17 protein-coding genes are annotated in these 20,543 nt (G+C 73.9%); 6 read left to right on the forward strand and 11 right to left on the reverse strand.

Features of this window, described 5'->3' with window-relative positions:
• Positions 1 to 160: 160 nt before the first annotated feature.
• Positions 161 to 1,579 (forward strand): peptidoglycan-binding protein, encoded by a 1,419-nt coding sequence (locus OG370_RS32160; RefSeq protein WP_328470450.1) that lies wholly within the window; start codon positions 161 to 163, stop codon positions 1,577 to 1,579.
• On the forward strand, positions 1,576 to 2,682 hold the full coding sequence (locus tag OG370_RS32165; RefSeq protein WP_328470452.1) for an SPFH domain-containing protein: 1,107 nt from the start codon (positions 1,576 to 1,578) through the stop codon (positions 2,680 to 2,682). Before OG370_RS32160 ends, OG370_RS32165 begins: the two co-directional genes overlap by 4 nt.
• Before the next feature lie 185 nt (positions 2,683 to 2,867).
• Here the strand turns inward: OG370_RS32165 and OG370_RS32170 are convergent, their stop codons facing one another.
• From OG370_RS32170 to OG370_RS32190, 5 genes are all read right to left on the reverse strand, one after another.
• Positions 2,868 to 4,994, reverse strand: a complete 2,127-nt coding sequence (locus tag OG370_RS32170; RefSeq protein ID WP_328470454.1) for a 3-hydroxyacyl-CoA dehydrogenase NAD-binding domain-containing protein — start codon at positions 4,992 to 4,994, stop codon at positions 2,868 to 2,870.
• Positions 4,991 to 6,211: a thiolase family protein gene (locus OG370_RS32175; RefSeq protein WP_328470456.1), complete on the reverse strand. Its 1,221-nt coding sequence runs from the start codon at positions 6,209 to 6,211 to the stop codon at positions 4,991 to 4,993. Before OG370_RS32175 ends, OG370_RS32170 begins: the two co-directional genes overlap by 4 nt.
• Positions 6,212 to 6,524: 313 nt before the next feature.
• Entirely contained in the window at positions 6,525 to 7,778 is a 1,254-nt protein-coding gene (locus tag OG370_RS32180; protein WP_328470458.1) for a ribonuclease D, read from the reverse strand.
• Between the two features lie 166 nt (positions 7,779 to 7,944).
• Positions 7,945 to 8,610: a response regulator transcription factor gene (locus OG370_RS32185; protein WP_103884949.1), complete on the reverse strand. Its 666-nt coding sequence runs from the start codon at positions 8,608 to 8,610 to the stop codon at positions 7,945 to 7,947.
• A 142-nt stretch (positions 8,611 to 8,752) separates the two neighbouring features.
• On the reverse strand, positions 8,753 to 9,379 hold the full coding sequence (locus OG370_RS32190; protein WP_328470461.1) for a DUF3000 domain-containing protein: 627 nt from the start codon (positions 9,377 to 9,379) through the stop codon (positions 8,753 to 8,755).
• A 188-nt stretch (positions 9,380 to 9,567) separates the two neighbouring features.
• Between OG370_RS32190 and hemE the strand changes: the two genes are divergently transcribed.
• Positions 9,568 to 10,623: a uroporphyrinogen decarboxylase gene (gene hemE, locus OG370_RS32195; RefSeq protein ID WP_443060909.1), complete on the forward strand. Its 1,056-nt coding sequence runs from the start codon at positions 9,568 to 9,570 to the stop codon at positions 10,621 to 10,623.
• 17 nt (positions 10,624 to 10,640) lie between these two features.
• Here hemE and OG370_RS32200 read toward each other — a convergent pair whose 3' ends face one another.
• Positions 10,641 to 11,630, reverse strand: coding sequence for a DUF4349 domain-containing protein (locus OG370_RS32200; RefSeq protein ID WP_328470465.1), 990 nt, complete (start codon positions 11,628 to 11,630; stop codon positions 10,641 to 10,643).
• A gap of 133 nt (positions 11,631 to 11,763) precedes the next feature.
• On the opposite strand from OG370_RS32200, the gene hemG reads away from it, so the two are divergent.
• Positions 11,764 to 13,257: a protoporphyrinogen oxidase gene (gene hemG, locus OG370_RS32205; RefSeq protein WP_328470467.1), complete on the forward strand. Its 1,494-nt coding sequence runs from the start codon at positions 11,764 to 11,766 to the stop codon at positions 13,255 to 13,257.
• Between the two features lie 4 nt (positions 13,258 to 13,261).
• Positions 13,262 to 14,032, forward strand: a complete 771-nt coding sequence (gene hemQ / locus OG370_RS32210) for a hydrogen peroxide-dependent heme synthase (protein WP_328470469.1) — start codon at positions 13,262 to 13,264, stop codon at positions 14,030 to 14,032.
• Between the two features lie 385 nt (positions 14,033 to 14,417).
• On the opposite strand, the gene OG370_RS32215 is transcribed toward hemQ, so the two are convergent.
• Complete coding sequence (locus OG370_RS32215; protein WP_328470471.1) at positions 14,418 to 15,116, reverse strand: peptidyl-tRNA hydrolase; 699 nt, start codon at positions 15,114 to 15,116, stop codon at positions 14,418 to 14,420.
• Positions 15,117 to 15,173: 57 nt separating this feature from the next.
• Between OG370_RS32215 and OG370_RS32220 the strand changes: the two genes are divergently transcribed.
• Entirely contained in the window at positions 15,174 to 16,841 is a 1,668-nt protein-coding gene (locus OG370_RS32220) for an ATP-binding cassette domain-containing protein (RefSeq protein WP_328470473.1), read from the forward strand.
• A gap of 61 nt (positions 16,842 to 16,902) precedes the next feature.
• On the opposite strand, the gene OG370_RS32225 is transcribed toward OG370_RS32220, so the two are convergent.
• From OG370_RS32225 to OG370_RS32240, 4 genes are all read right to left on the reverse strand, one after another.
• Complete coding sequence (locus OG370_RS32225) at positions 16,903 to 17,955, reverse strand: carbohydrate kinase family protein (protein ID WP_328470475.1); 1,053 nt, start codon at positions 17,953 to 17,955, stop codon at positions 16,903 to 16,905.
• Between the two features lie 102 nt (positions 17,956 to 18,057).
• Positions 18,058 to 18,480 carry a peptide-methionine (R)-S-oxide reductase MsrB gene (gene msrB, locus OG370_RS32230; RefSeq protein WP_328470477.1) on the reverse strand — a complete coding sequence of 141 codons (423 nt, stop codon included), beginning with the start codon at positions 18,478 to 18,480 and terminating at the stop codon, positions 18,058 to 18,060.
• Positions 18,481 to 18,510: 30 nt separating this feature from the next.
• Positions 18,511 to 19,950, reverse strand: coding sequence for a UDP-N-acetylmuramate--L-alanine ligase (gene murC, locus OG370_RS32235; protein WP_328470479.1), 1,440 nt, complete (start codon positions 19,948 to 19,950; stop codon positions 18,511 to 18,513).
• 92 nt (positions 19,951 to 20,042) lie between these two features.
• Complete coding sequence (locus tag OG370_RS32240; protein ID WP_328470481.1) at positions 20,043 to 20,510, reverse strand: indole-3-glycerol phosphate synthase; 468 nt, start codon at positions 20,508 to 20,510, stop codon at positions 20,043 to 20,045.
• Between the last annotated feature and the right edge of the window lie 33 nt (positions 20,511 to 20,543).

Here is a 20,543-nt window from a genome sequence, read left to right on the forward strand (position 1 = left end):
CCGCGCTTTCCGGTGAGTTCGGCTCCGGTGGGGAGCTCCCCGCGATCACGACGATTCACACCTTCGGTCAAACAGCTTTCCCGCTTTGCCAACTTTCAGGCGAAATCGGGTAATGAAGGCATGTAGGCATGTGACGCCTGATCGCGGAGGAGTGGTGCGCGTGTCCATACCGGTCTTCGAGGACGTCGAGCCCCTGCCGAGCTGCGGCTGCGAGGACTGCGCGCGCCGCAGACTGGCCGCTTCGGCGGCCCGTGACAGCGCCGCCCCCGTCGGGAGCGCGGCGCGGGCGGTCGTCGCGGCCGCCGCCGTCGGCACCGCGCTGGGCGGCGCCACCGTATACGCGGCCCCCGCAGCGGCCACCACGACAAGTACCGTCACCACGACAAGTACCGTCACCACGACAAGCACCGCCGCCGCTGCGCCCATGGCGCTCACCCGCGCGCAGATCCTGGAGCGGGCCGAGACCTGGGTGTCCGCGAAGGTGCCGTACAGCATGACGTCGTACTGGAAGGACGGCTACCGGCAGGACTGCTCGGGCTTCGTGTCGATGGCCTGGGGGCTGAACACCAACGCCTGGACCGGCGATCTCGCCCGCTACGCGGTGCGGATCACCAAGGCCCGGCTCCGGCCCGGCGACGTCCTGCTCTTCGACAACGCGGCCGACCCGGTCAAGGGTTCGCATGTCGTGCTCTTCGGCGGCTGGGTCGACCACGCCCGCACCGAGTACACCGGGTACGAACAGACGAAGCCCGGCACCCGGGTGCGGAGCATCCCGTACGCGTACTGGTCGAACTCCGCGAAGTACGTGCCCTACCGGGACAAGTACCTGGCCGCCACGAGCGGGCCCCCGGGGTCCGGCGCCGCCTTCCCGGGGCGCGGGGCGTTCGGCCCGGGGGCGAACAACGCGTCCGTCACCCGGCTGGGCAGGATGCTCGTCGGCCGCGGCGGGCGCGGCTACTACCGGGTGGGCCCCGGGCCGAAGTGGGGACAGGCCGACGCCCGGGCCACCGCGGCCTTCCAGCGCGCCCAGGGCTGGACCGGCGCGGACGCGGACGGCCTGCCAGGACCCACCACGTGGAAGTACCTCACCGACCACCGCGGCAAGGACATCGGCGGCCCGCCCGCGAAGAAGGCGCCGAGCGGCACGCAGGCCGCGGCCACGACGAGCGCGACCGGGACGACCGTGACGGCCACGACCACGACGACGGCGCCCGTTGTGACCGCCACGACCGGGACGACCGGGCCCGCGACCACCGCGACCACGACCGGCGCCACCACGGCCGGTACGACCGCCGCGCATGCCGTCGGCGGCGGTGCGCCCGACCCGGGCCCGGCCTCGCCGCCGCCCTACCCGGGCCAGGGCGCCTTCCGCCCCGGCCGCAGCAGCGCCGACGTGCTGGCCCTGGGCACCCGCCTGGTCGCCAAGGGCTTCGGCACGCACTACCGGGTCGGCCCCAGCCGTACCTGGTCCGAGGCCGACCGGCGCAATGTGGAGGCGTTCCAGCGCGCCCTGGGCTGGTCGAGGCGTGACGCGGACGGCCGACCCGGCCCCGAGACCTGGAGGCGACTGTTCACGTGACCGCGCCGAGCGCTTTCCCCGCCCCCGGCCCGAGCGACCCGCCGCCGCCCGCGCGGGCCCGGCCCCGTACCCCGACCGCGGGCACCGCCCGGACCTCGGACACCGCCCCGACGATGGCGCTGCCCGCCAACGCCGTGCCCTGGCAGGCCCGCGAGGACGCGCCGGACCGAGAGGCGCCGGACCGAGAGGCGCCGGGCGGCTGCGAGCACGCCCGCCGCGCGCTCCCGGACACCTTCGTGGAGCGGCCCGGGCCGTGCCTGCCCGGCTGGGTCGCGGTCCTCACCGCGCTGGCCGCCGCCTGCGCCGCGGCGGCGCTGCTGTGGCGGGCCGGCGCCCTGCCCTCCTGGCTCGACGGGCCGTTGCTGCCACGCTCGCCCCGCACGGGGGCCGGCGGGCCGCTGTGGGCGGGCCTGGTCCCGCTCGCCGCCATCGTGCTGCTGGCGCTGTCCGGGCTGGCCCGCGGCCGCCCCGGCACCGTCCGCGTGCTCAGCCGCTGCGGGTCGTACCGGGGGACCGTACGCGGCACCGGGCTGCTGTGGATCAGCCCGCTGCTGCACCGCCGCCCTGTCGATGTGACGCTGCGGCACTGGCGCAGCCGCCCGATCGACGCCGTGGACGCCCACGGCACCCCGCTGCGGGTCGAACTGCTGCTGGTGTGGCGGGTGCGGGACACCGCCAGAGCCGTCTACGCGGTCCGCGACCACGGCCGGTTCCTGCGCGAGGCGGTCGAGGCCGCCGTCGCCCGTGTCGCCGCCCGGTACCCGGTGGACGACTTCCGCGGCGAGCGCCCCACGCTGCGGGAGTGCGAGCGCGTCGCCGACGACCTGACCCGGCTGATCGCGGCCGAGGTCCGCGCGGTGGGCGTCAAGGTCTTCTCGGCCACCCCGGTCCGGATCGACTACGCGCCCGAACTGGCCGCCGCGATGCGCCGTGCCCGGGTCGCGGCGGTCGACGCGAAGCGCCGCAAGGCAGCGCTCGACGACGTGCTGGGCGCGGTGGGGGAGACGCTGCGCGGGATCTCCGAGCGCGGTCTCGGCCAGCTCGACGAGTACGAACGCAAGGCGCTGATCCGCGACTTGACGGTGGCACTGCTCACGTCCTGAGCGCGTCCGGCCGCGCGCGGTGAGGTGCGCGTGCGGGACGCGCCCGCGTCCGCGGCTGGTCGGGGTGTGCGGCTGGTCAGGGTGCGGCGACCACCCGGCTTGCCCGACGGCCTCGACCCTCGCCGTGGCAACGAACGTGCCCGGTCCCCCGTCGAGGGGCCGGGCACGTTCGTCATGGGGGTCTGCTACGCGGGGACGCTCGCGACGCCCGGGGCGAGGAACGGCTTGCCGTTCACCCGCTCGGAGACGCCCTCGCGGTCGAGGTAGGGGGTGATCCCGCCGAGGTGGAAGGGCCAGCCGGCGCCCGTGATCAGGCAGAGGTCGACATCCTGCGCCTCGGCCACGACACCGTCCGCCAGCATCAGCCCGATCTCCTGCGCGACCGCGTCCAGCACCCGCGCGCGCACCTGCTCCTCGCTGAGCACGGAGTCGCCCTGCTTCAGCAGCGCCGCGACCTCCGGGTCCAGCTCGGGCGCGCCCGAGTCGTAGACGTAGAAGCCGCGCTTGCCGGCCTTGACCACGGCCGCGAGGTTCTCCGAGACCGTGAAGCGGTCCGGGAAGGCGCCGTGCAGCGTCTCGGAGACGTGCAGGCCGATCGCCGGGCCGACCAGCTCCAGCAGCACCAGCGGCGACATCGGCAACCCGAGCGGCTCGATCGCCTTCTCCGCGACCGCCACCGGGGTGCCCTCGTCGATGATGTTCTGGATCTCGCCCATGAAGCGGGTCAGGATGCGGTTGACCACGAACGCGGGTGCGTCCTTGACCAGCACCGCGGTCTTCTTCAGCTTCTTCGCCACCGCGAAGGCGGTGGCCAGCGACGCGTCGTCGGTGCCCTCGCCCCGGACGATCTCCAGCAGCGGCAGCACCGCGACCGGGTTGAAGAAGTGGAAGCCGACCACCCGCTCCGGGTGCTCCAGTTTCGCGGCCATCTCCGAGACCGACAGCGAGGAGGTGTTGGTCGCCAGGATCGTGTCCGGCCGGACCACGGCCTCCAGTTCGGCGAAGACCTGCTGCTTGACGCCCATCTCCTCGAAGACGGCCTCGATCACGAAGTCCGCGTCGCCGAACGCGGTCGCCTTGTCGAGGTGGCCGGTGACCAGGGCCTTCAGCCGGTTCGCCTGGTCCTGGCCGATGCGGCCCTTGCCGAGCAGCTTGTCGACCTCGCCGTGGACGTACCCCACGCCCTTGTCGATCCGCGCCTGGTCGATGTCGGTCAGCACGACCGGCACCTCGAGACGGCGGACGAAGAGCAGGGCGAGCTGGGAGGCCATCAGGCCCGCGCCGACCACGCCGACCTTGGTCACCGGGCGGGCCAGCGACTTGTCGGGGGCGCCGACCGGGCGCTTGCCGCGCTTCTGCACCAGGTTGAAGGCGTAGATGCCGGCCCGCAGTTCGCCGCCCATGATCAGGTCGGCGAGCGCGGTGTCCTCGGCCTCGAAGCCCTTGCGCAGATCGCCGTGTTTCGCCGCGGCGATGATGTCCAGCGCCCGGTACGCGGCCGGGGCGGCGCCGTGCACCTTGCCGTCCGCGATGAACCGGCCGCGGGCCACCGCCTGGTCCCACGCCTCGCCGCGGTCGACCTCGGTGCGGACCACCTCCAGCTCGCCCTTGAGCACCGCCGCGGTCCAGGCCAGCGACTGCTCCAGGAAGTCCGCGGCCTCGAACAGCGCGTCGGCGATGCCGAGTTGGTGCACCTGGGCGCCCTTGAGCTGGCGGTTCTGGTTGAGCGAGTTCTCGATGATGACGGTCACCGCGCGGTCCGCGCCGATCAGGTTCGGCAGCAGGGTGCAGCCGCCCCAGCCGGGTACCAGGCCGAGGAAGACCTCGGGCAGCGAGAACGCGGGCACCGACGCGGAGACCGTGCGGTAGGAGCAGTGCAGGCCGATCTCGACGCCGCCGCCCATCGCGGCGCCGTTGTAGTACGCGAAGGTCGGCACCGCCAGCGACTGGAACCGCTTGAAGACGTCGTGGCCGCCGCGGCCGATGGCCAGCGCGTCCTCGTGCCGCCGCAGCAGCTCCACGCCCTTGAGGTCGGCGCCGACCGCGAAGATGAACGGCTTGCCGGTGACGCCGACGCCGACGATCTCGCCGTCCGCGGCCTCCTTCTCGACCTGGTCGAGGGCGGCGTCGAGGTTCGCCAGCGACTGCGGGCCGAGCGTGGTCGGCTTGGTGTGGTCGAAGCCGTTGTCGAGGGTGATCAGCGCGAACCGGCCCGCCCCCGGCAGGTCGATGTGGCGCACCTGGGCGTCGGTGACGACCTCGCCGGGGAACAGCTCGGCCGCGCCCTTCAGCAGATCTGCGGTGGAACTCACTTGCCGCTCCCGTCGAAGTTCGGGTTCTCCCAGATGACCGTGCCGCCCATGCCGAAGCCGACACACATGGTGGTGATGCCGTAGCGCACCTGAGGCTGGTCCTCGAACTGCCGGGCGAGCTGGGTCATCAGCCGCACCCCGGAGGCGGCCAGCGGGTGGCCGTAGGCGATGGCGCCGCCGTACTGGTTGACCCGCGGGTCGTCGTCGGCGATGCCGTAGTGGTCCAGCAGGGACAGCACCTGCACCGCGAAAGCCTCGTTCACCTCGAACAGGCCGATGTCGTCGATGCCCAGGCCCGCCTTGGCGAGCGCCTTCTCGGTGGCCGGGATCGGGCCGATGCCCATCACCTCCGGCTCCACGCCTGCGAAGGCGTACGACACCAGGCGCATCTTCACCGGCAGGTCCAGCTCGCGGGCGACGTCCTCGGCGGCGAGCAGGGAAGCGGTGGCGCCGTCGTTGAGCCCGGCGGCGTTGCCCGCGGTGACCCGGCCGTGCGGCCGGAACGGCGTCTTCAGCCCGGCGAGCTGCTCCCGGGTGGTGCCCGGCCGCATCGGCTCGTCGGCGGTGGCCAGACCCCAGCCGGTCTCCCCGACCTCCGGGTCGGTGCGGCGGATCGCGATCGGCACCAGGTCCTGCTGGATCTTCCCGTTCGCGTACGCCTTCGCGGCCTTCTCCTGGCTGCGGACGGCGAACTCGTCGGCGCGCTCCTTGGTCAGCCGCGGGAACCGGTCGTGCAGGTTCTCCGCGGTCATGCCCATGAACATCGCGGACTCGTCGACCAGCTTCTCGGAGACGAACCGCGGGTTGGGGTCCACGCCCTCGCCCATCGGGTGCCGGCCCATGTGCTCCACGCCGCCGGCCAGCACCACGTCGTACGCGCCGAAGGCGATGCCGCCGGCGGTGGTGGTCACCGCGGTCATCGCACCCGCGCACATGCGGTCGATCGAGAAGCCGGGCACGGTGGTGGGTAGTCCGGCGAGGATGCCGGCGGTACGGCCGAGGGTCAGCCCCTGGTCGCCGATCTGGGTGGTGGCCGCGACGGCGACCTCGTCGACCTTCGCCGGGTCGAGGCCGGGGTTGCGCCGCAGCAGCTCGCGGATGGACTTGATCACCAGGTCGTCGGCGCGGGTCTCGTGGTAGATACCCTTCGGGCCCGCCTTGCCGAACGGGGTGCGGACGCCGTCGACGAAGACGACCTCCCTCGCGGTACGAGGCACGATGCCACCTTTCTTTGTGTTCGGCTCGCCTCCAGACGCTTCGACCCGGTGTCGACGGTCGATCATGCTCAGCCCCTCGTTCCTCGGGGCTTCCGCGTGTTGTCCCTTTCGACACCGGCGCGTCTTTTGGCTCGCTCACCGGCGAACCCGGGCGGATGCTGAGCGTGCGGGTGGACGCACTCCGAGGAGTGGACGCGTCTGACGCACCTCATGCTACTCATCGGTAACCCGGGTGCCTACTTCTACGCCGGGCTGCGGCGTAGGTCACACCGAAGGGCCGCCTGGAGGTGGGCGACCTTTCCCTTCCCGGGGGTTACTCCGCGGCCGGGGAGGGCGGCTGGGTGGTGAGGGCCTGGGTGAGCAGGGGGGTGTTGAGGGCGACCTGCCAGGGCCGGGCGCCGAGGGAGGCGAGGGTGTCCGCGACGACCTCGGGGGTGATCGAGGACGGCGGCGCCCAGCAGATCCGCCGGACGGTGTCCGGCGTGACCAGGTTCTCCTGGGGGAGGTTCAGCTCCTCGGCGAGCGCGGAGACCGCGGCGCGGGCCGCGGAGAGCCGGGCGGCGGCGGCCGGGTCCTTGTCGGCCCAGGCGCGCGGCGGCGGGGGGCCGGTGTACGCGGCCGTGGGCTGCGGGAGTTCGCGCTCCGGCAGGGCCCGGGCGCGGTCGATCGCGGCCTGCCACTGCTCGAGCTGGCGGCGGCCCATCCGATGGCCGAAACCGGGCAGCGCGGCGAGTGCGTGGACGTTCGGCGGCGTCTCCAGGGCGGCGGCGACGATCGCCGCGTCGGTGAGCACCCGCCCGGGAGAGACGTCCCGCTCGCGGGCGGTACGGTCCCGCGCCTGCCACAGCTCGCGCACGATGCCGATCTGCCGGCGGCGGCGCACCTTGTGCATGCCGGAGGTACGGCGCCAGGGATCGACCCGGGGAGGCGGCGGCGGGGCCGCGGCGATCGCGGAGAACTCCTGGAGCGCCCAGTCGAGCTTGCCCTGGCCGCGCAGCTCCTCCTCCAGGGCGTCGCGCAGGTCGACCAGCAGCTCCACGTCGAGTGCCGCGTACCGAAGCCACGGCTCCGGCAGCGGTCGGGTGGACCAGTCGACTGCGGAGTGGCCCTTCTCCAGCGTGAAGCCCAGCACGTTCTCCACCATGGCGCCCAGGCCGACCCGGGCGAACCCGGCCAGCCGTCCGGCCAGTTCGGTGTCGAACAGGGAGCTCGGCCGCATGCCCAGCTCGAACAGGCACGGGAGGTCCTGGGTGGCTGCGTGCAGCACCCATTCGGTGCCGTTCAGCGCCTCGCCCAAGGACGAGAGGTCGGGACATCCGACGGGGTCGATCAGCGCGGTCCCTGCCCCGGTGCGGCGCAGCTGGACCAGATAGGCCCGCTGTCCGTACCGGTAGCCGGAGGCGCGCTCGGCATCGACGGCGACCGGACCGGAACCTGCGGCGAACGCCGCGACGACTTCTGCGAGGGCCTCCGGGCTGGCGGTCACCGGCGGGATTCCCTCGCGCGGGTCCAGCAGCGGGACCGGCGCCGATGATTCCTGGATTGCGGTCTCTCTGGCGTCGGTCACCTGTCAAGGGTAGCCGTGGTGAGCCGCCGTGGTGGATCTCCGTCGCAGCACGATTGCAGACCGGCCGACGTCATGGCCGGGGACGGGGGGTGTCGAGGCGGTGTCCGGCAGGCCGCGGCGGCCCTGGGCGGAACGTTCCGCCCAGGGCCGCCGACGGGTCCCGGGGTCAGTGGATGATGCCGGTGCGCAGCGCCACCGCGACCATGCCGGCCCGGTCGCCGGTGCCGAGCTTGCGGGCGATCCGGGCCAGGTGGCTCTTGACGGTGAGCGCGGACAGGCCCATCGACACCCCGATCGCCTTGTTCGACTGGCCCTCCGCGACCAGCCGCAGCACCTCGACCTCGCGGCCGGACAGCTCGCGGTAGCCGCCCGGGTGGCCGGGCACGCCCGGCGGGCGGCGCTGCATACGGGCCGCGGTGGCGCCCAGCGGGGCCAGGCCCGGGCGGCCGGCCAGCGCGCCCGCGGTGTTGCGGGTGCCGGTGACGACGTAGCCCTTCACGCCGCCGGCCAGTGCGTTGCGCACCGCGCCGATGTCGTCGGCGGCCGAGAGCGCCAGGCCGTTGGGCCAGCCGGCCGCGCGGGTCTCGGCGAGCAGGGTGAGGCCGGAGCCGTCGGGCAGGTGGACGTCGGCGACGCAGATGTCGCGCGGGTTGCCGACCCTGGGGCGGGCTTCGGCGATGGAGGAAGCCTCGATCACGTCCCGGACTCCGAGCGCCCACAGGTGTCGGGTGACAGTGGAGCGAACCCGGGGATCGGCCACGACGACCATGGCCGTCGGCTTGCTGGGACGGTAGGCGACCAGGCTCGTGGGCTGCTCGAGAAGAACGGACACCGGGCCTCCTGTGCAAAGGGGACTGAAACGGTCACAGTCTCCTTCGGCAGCATTTGCTCCCGGCTTTAGGGAAAGATCACGATTTGTTGGAGAACAATTCCGGCAAATCGGACGGCCGATCGAACAGCGCCGGGACGGACCGTCAGGTCCTGCGCTTCGGCAGCGGCACCACGCCGCTCACCGGCCGCCCGGACGGGTCGGGACCGTCGGTCGGCGGCAGGCCCGCGCACGCGCACAGCAGGTCGCACCAGGCCACCAGGTGCGCCGCCGTGTCCGGACCGCCGAGGCCCGGCCGGTCGTACGGCGTCCACGACGCGCGGATCTCGATCTGCGTGTCGTCCCTGCGCTCGGACAGGCCGCCGAAGTAGTGCGAGGACGCGCGGGACACGGTGCCGCTCGGCTCGTGGTACGCCGCGCCGCGGGCCGCCAGCGCGCCGGTCAGCCAGGACCAGCTCACCTCCGGCAGCAGCGGGTCGCCCGCCATCTCCGGCTCCAACTCGGCCCGGGTGAGCGTGACCAGCCGGAACTCGCCGTGCCAGGCGTCATGGCCGTCCGGCTCGTGCAGCAGCACCAGCCGGCCGTCGGCCAGTTCCTCCCCGTCGGCGAGCACCGTCGCCTCCAGCGCGAAGGCGTACGAGGCGAGCCGGCGCGGCGCCGGCACCTCCTCGATCCGTACCTCGGTGCGGGCCCGGGCGGTCCGCAGACCGTCCACCGCGCGCCGGAAGGAGAAGGGAGCCTCGTCCGGCGAGTGCCCGTGAACCGCAGCCATGCCCGGAAGACTAGGCCGCCACCCGGTCGCACGCCCGCACCAACACCCCTTGTGTCACGGCGTGCTGCCGCCGAATCGCCATCCGCGGGGGTCCGCGCGCGGTTCTTCGGCGGGGGAGGAGCAGGGGAGGAACGGCGTCCCGGGGAGGGCGGTGACCCGGGCGAGGCGGTGTCACGGGCCGTGGGAGGATTCGGGATGTGAGTGCGCACCAGCAGACCGCTGCTTCCCCGTTCATCCGCGCCTGCCGGCGCGAGTCCGTGCCGCACACCCCGGTGTGGTTCATGCGCCAGGCCGGGCGCTCGCTGCCCGAGTACCTGAAGGCACGCGAGGGCATCCCGATGCTGGAGTCCTGCACCCGGCCCGAACTCATCGCCGAGATCACCATGCAACCGGTGCGGCGGCACGGCGTGGACGCGGCGATCTACTTCAGCGACATCGTGGTGCCGCTCAAGGCGATCGGCATCGACGTCGACCTCAAGCCCGGGGTCGGACCGGTGATCGGCAGCCCGATCCGCACCCGCGCCGACCTGGCCCGGCTGCGCGACCTGGAGCCCGACGACGTCTCCTACGTCACCGAGGCGATCGGGCTGCTCACCGCGGAACTCGGCGCCACCCCGTTGATCGGCTTCGCCGGCGCGCCCTTCACGCTGGCCAGCTATCTCGTGGAGGGCGGCCCGTCCCGCAACCACGAGCGCACCAAGGCGATGATGTACGGCGAGCCCGAGCTGTGGCGCGAGCTGCTCGACCGGCTCGCCGACATCACCGCGAGCTTCCTCAAGGTGCAGATCGAGGCGGGCGCCAGCGCGGTGCAGGTCTTCGACTCCTGGGTCGGCGCGCTCGCCCCCGCGGACTACCGGCGTTACGTCATGCCCACCTCCGTGAAGGTCTTCGACGCCGTCAAGGACTATGGCGTGCCCCGCATCCACTTCGGTGTCGGCACCGGGGAGTTGCTCGGGCTCATGGGCGAGGCCGGAGCGGACGTGGTCGGCGTCGACTGGCGGGTGCCCCTCGACGAGGCGGCACGCCGGGTCGGTCCCGGCAAGGCGCTCCAGGGCAACCTCGACCCCTCCGTCCTCTTCGCCCCGACCGCCGCGGTCGAGGCCAAGGCCGCGGAAGTGCTGGACGCGGCCCGCGCGTCCGGCACGGGCCACGTCTTCAACCTCGGCCACGGGGTCATCCCCAGCACGCCGCCCGACGCGCTCACCCGCCTCGTCGACTACGTCCACACGGCGACTGCGCGGTAACGCACCACCCTGGAGGCTCAGGGCACCCGGCGGACCAGCTTTCGACGGACGAGGCGGTAGATCAGGAACCCGAGGGCGGCCAGGGCGGCGAAGGGGAGGACGACCGCGAAGGCGACCAGCACCCCTCGTACCGCCACGCGGAACCCGTGCCAGCCGGTGCCGAAGGCATGCCCGACGGTGGTCCAGAAACCGCTGGGGTGGTGGGGCTTCGCCCGCGCCGGAGCGGCCGGCGGCTCGGAGAGCTTGAGCGTGATCGTCGCGAGGTCGGTACGCGACCTGAGCGACGTCTGCTGCGCTTCGAGCGCTTCGAGCGCCGACTCCCGGGTGCTCAGCTCGCTCTCCAGCTTCACCACGTCGTCCAGGTCGGTCGCCTTGTCCATCAGGGCCCGCACCCGCGCCACGCTGGCCCGTTGCGACGTGATCCGGCTGCCGACGTCGACGACCTGCCCGGTGACGTCCGCCACGCTCACCTTGCGCTCCAGCAGGCGCCCGAGCCCGCCGAGTTCGGCGAGCACCGTGTCGTACGCGTCCGGCGGGACCCTGAGCTGGATCGTGGAGGTGGCCCGGCCGCTCGCGTCGACGGTCGTGGTCTCGTCGCCCGCGTAGCCGCCGGCCCGGGTGGCGTACTGCCGGGCCTTGGCGAGCTGGTCCTGCACGTGCGGGGTGCGGACGCCGAGGGTCGCGGTGCGCACGAGGTAGCTGGCCGGCGTCGGCGTCCCCGTCGGAGTGCCGCCGGGTGCGCTGCCGTGCGCGGCGCCGGAGTCGGTGCTGCCGGAGCCGGTCGCGCCGGAGGGCGCGGTCGACGCCGCGGAAAAGGGCGCGTCGGCCGCCCGCTTCGCTCCCGCGTCCGCCGACTTCGCCCCGGACGAGTCGCTGCCGCTGGATGCGCTGCACCCCCCGACGGCCACGGCCGCGGCCAGCAGCAGCGCGAGACCGGCCGCGCCCCTGCGCCCGAGGCGCCGCGGCCGAGCCCGGTCCTTTCTTCGCCAGATCTGCGTGTGGGTCATCAAATCCCCCCGGTGTCAGGGCTGTTGGGTCGCGATCGACGGTTGGACGGGCCCGGCCCGCGGCGGGTTTCAGGCGCGCGGTTCCGAAGGGGTCACGTTCGGAACTCGTTCCGGCGTCTGCGACAGTGGAGCCATGAGCCAGACGCGTGACGGCCGGGACAGCCGAGGGAATCAGGGCGACGGGCGCGGCGCCGCGAACGGCCCGGCACGGGTCCCCGGGCGGGTCGTGGTGGTCGGCGGCGGGATCTCCGGACTGACCGCGGCCCTGGACCTCGCCAAGGGCGGCGCCCAGGTCACGCTGCTGGAAGCCGCGGAGCGGCTGGGCGGCAAGCTGTACGCCGACGAGATCGCCGGCGCGCCCGTGGACCTCGGCGCCGAGTCGATCCTCGCCCGGCGGCCCGAGGCGGTGCGACTGGCCCGCGAGGTCGGGCTCGCCGACGACCTCCAGCCGCCCGCTGTCGGGGGCGCGACCCTGTGGACCCGCGACCGGCTGCGCCCGATGCCGCAGGGCCATGTGATGGGCGTGCCGGGCGACCTCGCCCCGCTCGCCGCCTCCGGGGTGCTGTCGGCCGCGGGCCTGGCCCGTATCCCGCTCGACCACGTGCTGCCCCGCACCGACATCGGCGAGGACACGGGCGTCGGCGCCTACGTCGCCGCCCGGCTGGGCCGCGAGGTGGTGGACCGGCTGGTCGAACCGCTGCTCGGCGGCGTCTACGCGGGCAACTCCTACGAGATCTCGCTGCGTGCCGCCGTACCGCAGCTCTACGCGGCCGCCCGCGACAGCCGCTCGCTGATCGAGGCGGCCCGCGGCATCCAGCGCAAGGCGGCCGCCGCCTCGACCGGCGGCCCGGTCTTCAACGGCATCCGCGGCGGGATCGGGCGGTTGCCGCTCGCGGTGGCCGACGCGTGCCGCGCCGCGGGCGTGAGGATCGCGACCGGCACCCCGGTACGGGAGTTGCGGCGCACCGGCCCGCACGAGTGGCGGGTCGGTCTGGACGGTCGCGAGCTGACCGCCGACGCGGTGGTGATCGCTGCGCCCGCACCCGTCGCCGCCGCGCTGCTCGCCGAGGAGGCACCGGCCGCCGCGGCGGAGCTGGGCGCGGTCGAGTACGCGAGCATGGCGCTGGTCACCATGGCCTTCCGCCGCCGCGACGTGCTCCAACTCCCGCTCAGCAGCGGCTTCCTGGTGCCTCCGGTGGACGGCCGGACGATCAAGGCGGCCACCTTCTCCAGCCGCAAGTGGGGCTGGCTCGACGAGGCCGGCGGCGAGACGTTCGTGCTGCGCACCTCGGTCGGACGGCACGGCGACACCGCCGACCTCGCCTGGGACGACACCGACCTGGTCCGGCTCTCCCGGGAGGACCTGGGCGAGGCGGTGGGCCTGCGGGCCGCGCCGATCGCCGCCCGGGTCACCCGCTGGGACGGCGGGCTGCCGCAGTACGCGGTCGGGCACGTGGACCGGGTGCGGCGGCTGCGCGAGCAGGCCGCGAAGCTGCCGGGCCTGGCGCTGTGCGGCGCGGTGTACGACGGGGTCGGCATCCCCGCCTGCGTCGGCAGCGGGCGCCGGGCCGCCGCCGAGGTGCTGGCCACCCTGGTGCCGGGCGGCGCGGGCGGCGCGGGAGAATAGCCGTATGACCGATTCGACCGCCGATCGCGCCCTCGACTCCGCCGCAGCAGCAGCCGCGGCCGACGCCACCCAGAACCGGCCCGCCAACGCGGGCAAGAAGGCCAAGGATCTCAACGAGGTCATCCGCTACACGCTCTGGTCGGTGTTCCGGCTCAAGGACGTGCTGCCGGCCGACCGCACCGGCTACGCGGACGAGGTGGAGGAGCTGTTCGCGCAGCTCGCCGCGAAGGACGTCACCGTGCGCGGCACCTACGACCTGTCCGGGCTGCGGGCCGACGCCGATCTGATGATCTGGTGGCACGCGGAGACCGCCGAGGCGCTCCAGGACGCGTACAACCTCTTCCGCCGCACCTCGTTCGGCCGGGCGCTGGCCCCGGTGTGGTCCAACATGGCGCTGCACCGGCCGGCGGAGTTCAACAAGTCGCACGTGCCGGCGTTCCTCGCGGACGAGGAGCCGCGCGCGTATGTCAGCGTCTACCCGTTCGTGCGCTCCTACGACTGGTACCTGCTGCCTGACGAGGACCGTCGCAGGATGCTGGCCGACCACGGCAAGATGGCGCGGGGCTTTCCCGATGTGCGGGCCAACACGGTGGCGTCCTTCTCGCTGGGCGACTACGAGTGGATTCTCGCGTTCGAGGCGGATGAGCTGTACCGGATCGTGGACCTCATGCGGCACCTGCGTGCTTCCGAGGCGCGGCTGCACGTCCGTGAGGAGGTGCCCTTCTACACGGGGCGCCGCCGCCCCGTCGCCGAACTCGTCGCCGGGCTGGCCTGAGCGGGACCCTCCGGGCCGGCCGGAGCTGACTGGCCGGAACTGACCCTCCGGGCTGCCCCGTTGGGCGCGCGTGGGGGTACCTCCCAGGCGAAGCTCTGGGGGGAGAACGGCGCGACAAGCCACCCACCGGCGGGTGGTCCTCAACAGCCGGACCCACCCCACCACGCCGGAGGGTCCGGCTAGGCCGTGTTTTGGAAGTCCCTCCCCCCCTGCCTTCGGCGGGGGAGGTGCCCCCATCCCGTGGCGCCTGGCACGCACGCTCGCTTCGTTGTCGGGCTTGTCCGAGTAGGCCCACTACGAGGACAACCCTCCGCCTTGCGATCGCACGCACCAGACGCCACGGCCCCCGCCCTTTGGGCGGACGGCGCTACTTCCAAAACACGGCCTAGCCCCGAAGCGCCGGAACGTCCGCGACGACGGTCGCCGACCCGGGAGCGATCTCGGTGAAGCCCGCATCGCGGACGAGGGGAAGCCCGGACCCGGTCAGGCCCCGCCAGGTCGCAGGGGTTGCCGTGCGCACGGCAAGTCGGAACCCCGCTTCCCGCCAGGCGCGGCGCTCCTCGGGGGAGAGGTCCCACCAGGCGAGTTGGGCGCCGTGGCCGGCCTGGGCCATGGCCTTGCCGGCGGACATGGTGATGTCGGGCGCCATCCAGAGGACGGGGTGGGCCGGGTCGGCGGGCGGGGGCGGCTCGGGGTCGTCGAGTTCGGTGCCGGACACCTGGAGCTTGGCCAGGTCCTTCGGCCAGCCGTCGAGCGGGACCGGCGGGAAGACCCGGACCTCCGCGGTCTCGCCGGTCACGGTGATACCCGGCAGGGCCTCGGCCCGGCGCCACTCCCCGCGGCGGGCACGCCGTACGACCTTGCGGATGCGGGCGTCCTGCCAGGCGTGGACCACCTCCGTCCACTCGCCGTCCTCGTCGGTCGCCCGCTCGTCGGACAGCAGGGTCAGGACGGCCCGGGCCGCGGTCTGCAGGGCGTCGGTGCGGGCCGGCGGCGCCTCGCGCTCGATCCGGACCACCAGGGGCAGGACGTACTGGGGCGCGGCGTCGCGGTCGACCGCCTCGTGCTGGAAGGGGCTGCTCACCCGGTCAGTCTCCCATCGGACCTGTGCGCCCCCCGCGGGGTGGGTCAGGATGGGGGTGTGCTGGAGACGAACGGGCTGCGGCTCGATGAGGTCGGGCGGCGCTACGGGGTGCGCGGGCCCTGGGTGTTGAGGGATGTCTCGCTGGAGGTGCCGGGCGGTTCGCTGGTGCGGGTGGAGGGCGCCAACGGCAGCGGGAAGTCCACGCTGCTGAGGATCGTCGCGGGTGTGGACCTGCCGACCGCCGGGCGCCTGACCGGGCGGCCGGAAGCCGGTACCGCGTACGTGCCCGAGCGCTTCCCCGCGGCGCTGCCGTTTCCGGTGCTGCGCTACCTCACCCACCTCGGCGCGATCCGCGGCCTGCCTTCCGCTGCCGCCCGTGCCCGTGCCCTGCACTGGCTGGAGCGCTTCGGCATCACCGGGTACGCCGGGACCCCGCTCGACGAGCTGTCCAAGGGCACCAGCCAGAAGGTCGCCGTCGCGCAGGCGCTGCTCGCCGACCCGGAGCTGCTCGTCCTCGACGAGGCGTGGACCGGCCTGGACACGTCCGCCCGCGATGTCCTCGACGACGTGGTGCGCGAACGGGTCGGCGCGGGCGCGACCGTCTTCTACGTCGACCACGACCCGCGCCGCCTGGCGGGAGAGGCGACCGCGGTGTACGCGGTGACGCCGGGCGGTGCGGTCCGGGCGGCCGACGTGCCGGGCCGGGAGCGGCCGGGGGCTGGGCACCGCACCGGGGGCCGCGTCGTCGTCGAGGCCGCCGGGAGCGGTGAAGTGCCGCCCGCGGTCGAGCCGTTCGGGCCGTGGCGGGAGGGCGGCGGTCGGATCGGGGTGGAGGTGCCGGCGGAGGCGTCGGACGGTGTGCTGCGGGCCCTGCTCGGCGCGGAGCCGCCCTGGCACATCGAGGCCGTACGCGGCGGGGGCGTGCCGCGGCCCCGTATCGGCGCGGCGACCGTACCGGCCGTGTCCGTACCCGCCGCGAAGGCACCCCCCGTGTCCGTACCGGCCGTGGACGGAGCGTGGGGGACGGGCGGACCGTACCGCAGGCTCGGCGCGCTCGTGCGGTACCAGGCCGACCTGCTGCTGCGCTCGCACCGCTTCCTGCCGCCGCTGATCTTCTACGGCGCCGTGCTGGCCATCGGCGTCGCGGGTGGAGAGGCGCTGCTCGGCTCGCTGGGGTACGCGGCCGCGCTGCTGCTGCCGGTGGCCGCGTGGCTGGTGCGGGTGTGCGCGACGGGCGAGCCGCCGGCCGCGCGGGCCTGCACGGCTTCGGCGGTGGGGCCGGGCCGGGCCCATCTCGGCGCGCTGCTGGCCGCGTTGGGCGGGTCCGGGCTGCTCGGGCTGGTCGGCACGCTGGTGGTCACCGCGATCAGCGGCGCGCACACCGACGACATGCGGGCGGACATCCCGATCGGGCCGGCGCTGCTGGCCGGGCTGATGGCCGCGGCGGTCTCCGTGCTGCTCGGTACGGCGGTCGGCGCGCTGACCAACTCGCCGCTGCTGCCGGGGGCGGGCTGGTCGGTGCTGGTCACGGCGTTCGGCGCGGGCGCGGTGCTGCTGACCAGCGGTTCGCCCGCGCAGGCCGCGGTGACGTCGCTGGTGCACGGGTCGCAGTCGGGCGCGGTGCACTACCCGGTGGCCGCACTCGCGGTGGCGGTCTGCGTGGCGGCCCTCGCGCTGGGCGGGTCGGTGCGGACGGTGGCCCGGCTGGGGAACGCGCGGGCCTGAAGTCGCCGTCCGGCGAAGGCGGTTGTGTCGAAGTTCGCGCCGCGCCGGCCGGCCGCCAGGCTCACCCGCTGACAGCGGCGCCGTCCGCCACGGCGCCGCCCGCCGCAGCCGTCCCGTCCGCTGCCCCGGACGCGCGTGCGCGCAGGCAGCTCGCGGCCAGTTCGTCGGCCCCGATCTGCGCCTCGTGGGTGCCGTGGTGCCCGCAGGCGAACGCCCCCGAGACCGAACCGGCCAGCGCGCACTGGTCGAGGTCGCCGCCGTCGAAGAGGGTGTGCAGGAAGGCGGTGACATACGCGTCGCCCGCGCCGTTGCTGTCCACCACCGGCCGTTCGGGGCGGACCGCGGGAACGTGCCGGACCAGGTCGGGCCGGGCGCGGTCCAGGACGTACGAACCGTCGGCGCCGTCGGTGGCCACCGCCAGCCGGGCCCGGCCGCGGGCGACGATGTCGCGCAGCACGTCGGCCACCCCCTCCTTGACGGTGGCGGCGCTCATGAACACGTAGTCGGCGCCGTACGCCCACGGGTGGGCCGACGGGTCCGCGCCGTCCCAGGTGTGCAGGTCGGTCGACACGGGCACACCGCGCCGGCGGGCCGCGTCGAACAGCTCGCGGTTGACGTGCGAGCGGGCCAGGTACACATGCCGGGCCCGGTCCAGGTACGGGCCGCAGAAGGAGAGCGGCATCAGCAGGTCGGCGGGGTGCCGGCCGTCGAAGAAGGAGAACCTGCGGCCTTCGGCGTCGACCAGGTTGACGCTGCGCGGGGTGCCGGCGGGGGCCACCAGGTGGTCGAAGTCCAGGCCGACCGCCGCGTACTTGGCGAGGATCATCCGGCCGGGCGCGTCGTCGCCGAGGAAGTCCACGAACTTGGTGCGGCGGCCGAGCGCGTGGAAGCCCAGCGCCACGCCGTTGCCGGTGTGCGCGACGTAGTCACGGACCGGCGGCACCGACACCGAGTCGCTGCCGGGGATCTTCAGCTCGTCGACCCGGACGATGGTGTCGATGCCGCTACCGCCGACGACCAGGACGTCATAACGATCGGCCGCTCCGCCGGCCTCGATCCCGGCCCCGGTTCCGGTTCCGCGGTCGGCTCCGGTGCCCTCGGTGCTGTCGTCCACGGCCCATCCCCCCGGTTCGGTGTGTGCCGATCACCTTACGACCCGGGGGTGCGGGAGGGAGCGGATCAGGCCGTCACCGGGGGCCTGCCGGCGGGGGCGCGGTCAGCTCTCGGCGGGGGCCATCCGCAGCGAGATCGAGTTGATGCAGTAGCGCTGGTCGGTGGGGGTCGGATACCCCTCGCCCTCGAAGACGTGGCCCAGGTGCGAGCCGCAGTTCGCGCAGCGCACCTCCACCCGCACCATGCCCATCGAGCGGTCCTCGATCAGCTCCACCGCGTCGGAGTCGGCCGGGTCGTAGAAGGACGGCCAGCCGCAGTGCGACTCGAACTTCGTGTCCGACCGGAACAGCTCCGCGCCGCAGGCCCGGCAGGAGTAGACGCCCTCGGTCTTGGTGTCGGTGTACTCACCGGTGAACGGGCGCTCGGTGCCGGCCTGGCGCAGCACCGCGTACTCCTGCGGCGACAGCTCGGAGCGCCACTGCTCGTCGGTCTTGTCGACCTGGTACTTGCGCGCATCCTGCGACATGTGAACCTCCTCAGTCGGCCTCGGACGGCCTCAGTCGGCGAGCCGGGCGAGAATCAGGGGACCGAGGTCCGTCACGTCACCCGCCCCCATGGTGAGAACGAGATCACCGGGCTTCGCCATTCCCGCCACCTGCTCCACGGCCGCGTCCCGGTCGTGCACGGCGGTCACGTCGGCGCCCGCGGTCCGGGCCGCGGCCACGATCAGCTCGCTGGTGACGCCGGGGATCGGGTCCTCACGGGCCGGGTAGATGTCCAGCACCAGCGAGGCGTCCGCCAGGGCCAGCGCGCCGCCCATCTCGGTGCCCAGCTCCTTCGTACGGCTGAACAGGTGCGGCTGGAAGACCACCAGCACCCGGCCGCCGCCGCCCGCCGCGGCGCCGTCCGGCCCGGAGGCGGTGGTCGTGGCCTGGCGGATCGCGGCCAGGTCGGCGGCCATCTCCGTCGGGTGGTGCGCGTAGGAGTCGATCACCTGTACGCCCGCGGCCTCGCCCTTGAGCTGGAGGCGGCGCTTGACGCCGGTGTACTTCGCCAGCGCGGACGCCAGGTTGCGGGCCGGGGCGCCGGCCGCGATGCCCGCGGCGAGCGCCGCGACCGCGTTGTGCGCGTAGTGGCTGCCGGGCACGGACACCGTGAAGGTGAGCATCCGGCCGTCGAGCAGCACGCTGACCTCGCTGGTCAGGCCGCGCGGGTTGATCCGGGTGATACGGACGTCGGCGCCCTCGGCCTCGCCGACGGTCACCACGTTCAGACCGCCGACGTCCCGGACCCGGGCGGTCAGCTCGACCGCGCCGGGCTGGTCGGCCGAGACCACCAGGGTGCCGCCGGGCCGCACCTTGCCGACGAACTCCTCGAAGGACTCGTACACCTCCTCCAGGGAGGCGTAGTTGGCGTGGTGGTCCAGCTCGACGTTGAGCACCACCGCGACCTGCGGGGCGTACCGGTGGAAGCTGCGGTCGGACTCGTCGGCCTCGGCGACGAAGATCCCGCCGCCGCCGTGGTGCGCGTTGGACCCCGGCGCGTCCAGGTCGCCGCCGATCGCGTACGACGGCTCCAGACCCAGCGAGGTCAGCGCGACCGCGAGCATCGAGGTGGTGGTGGTCTTGCCGTGGGTGCCCGCCACCGCGATCGGGACGGTGCCCGCCATCAGCGCGGCCAGCGCGTCGCTGCGGTGCACCACGGGCAGCCCGCGCTCGCGGGCCGCGACCAGCTCCGGGTTCTCCGCGCGGATCGCGCTGGACACGACCACGGCCGACGCGTCGGGCGCGAGGTGTGCCGCGTCGTGGCCGATGTGCACGGTGGCACCCAGCGCCCGCAGCGCCTGCGCGGTCTCGGAGTCCTTCGAGTCGCTGCCGGCCACCCGCGCCCCCCGCTGGGCGAGGATCTTCGCGATCCCCGACATCCCGGCGCCGCCGATGCCGATGAAGTGCGGTCGGTCCAGGTCGGGGGGTACGGGCGGGCCGGACGGGCTCATGCGCGGGTCTCCAGAGGGTGGTACGTCCATGTTCCGAAGCCCCGATTGTGACACTAGTGCTGTGTAGTTTTCTTGACGGGAGTGCCGCCGGCTCAGTCGTGCTGCGCGAACAGCTTCAGCACGGGCACGCCCACCTTGTGCCGGGCCCGTGAGGTCCAGTCGCGGTGGAAGAACTCCTCCACGAAGTGCGGCGCGGTCAGCACCACCACCTCGTCGGCCTGGTGCTCCTCCACCACCGCCTTCAGCTTGTCCAGCGGGTGGCTCTCCACCACCTCGCCCTCGGCCGGCACCCCGGCGGCCCGCAGCGCCTCCACGGAGTGCGCGAGGGAGCGCTCGGCGGGCGGAAAGGCGTCCTGGCCCTCCGGCACCTCGTTCTCCCGGGCGGCGTCGTCGAGGTAGCCGAGCGCCACGTCGTCCACGGCGCGCAGCAGGCGGTCCTGGTCGCCGCGGGGCTGCATGAGCACGACGAAGGAGACCTGCTCGTCGCCGTGGAGCGTGGTGACCAGCTCCACATCGGCCGCGGCGAGCGGCTTCTCGATCATGAGTACGGTCGTGAACACGGACGCGTCCTTCTCTCTCGCGAACGAGGCCCC

The organism is Streptomyces sp. NBC_00448 (assembly GCF_036014115.1).
Lineage (GTDB): Bacteria > Actinomycetota > Actinomycetes > Streptomycetales > Streptomycetaceae > Actinacidiphila.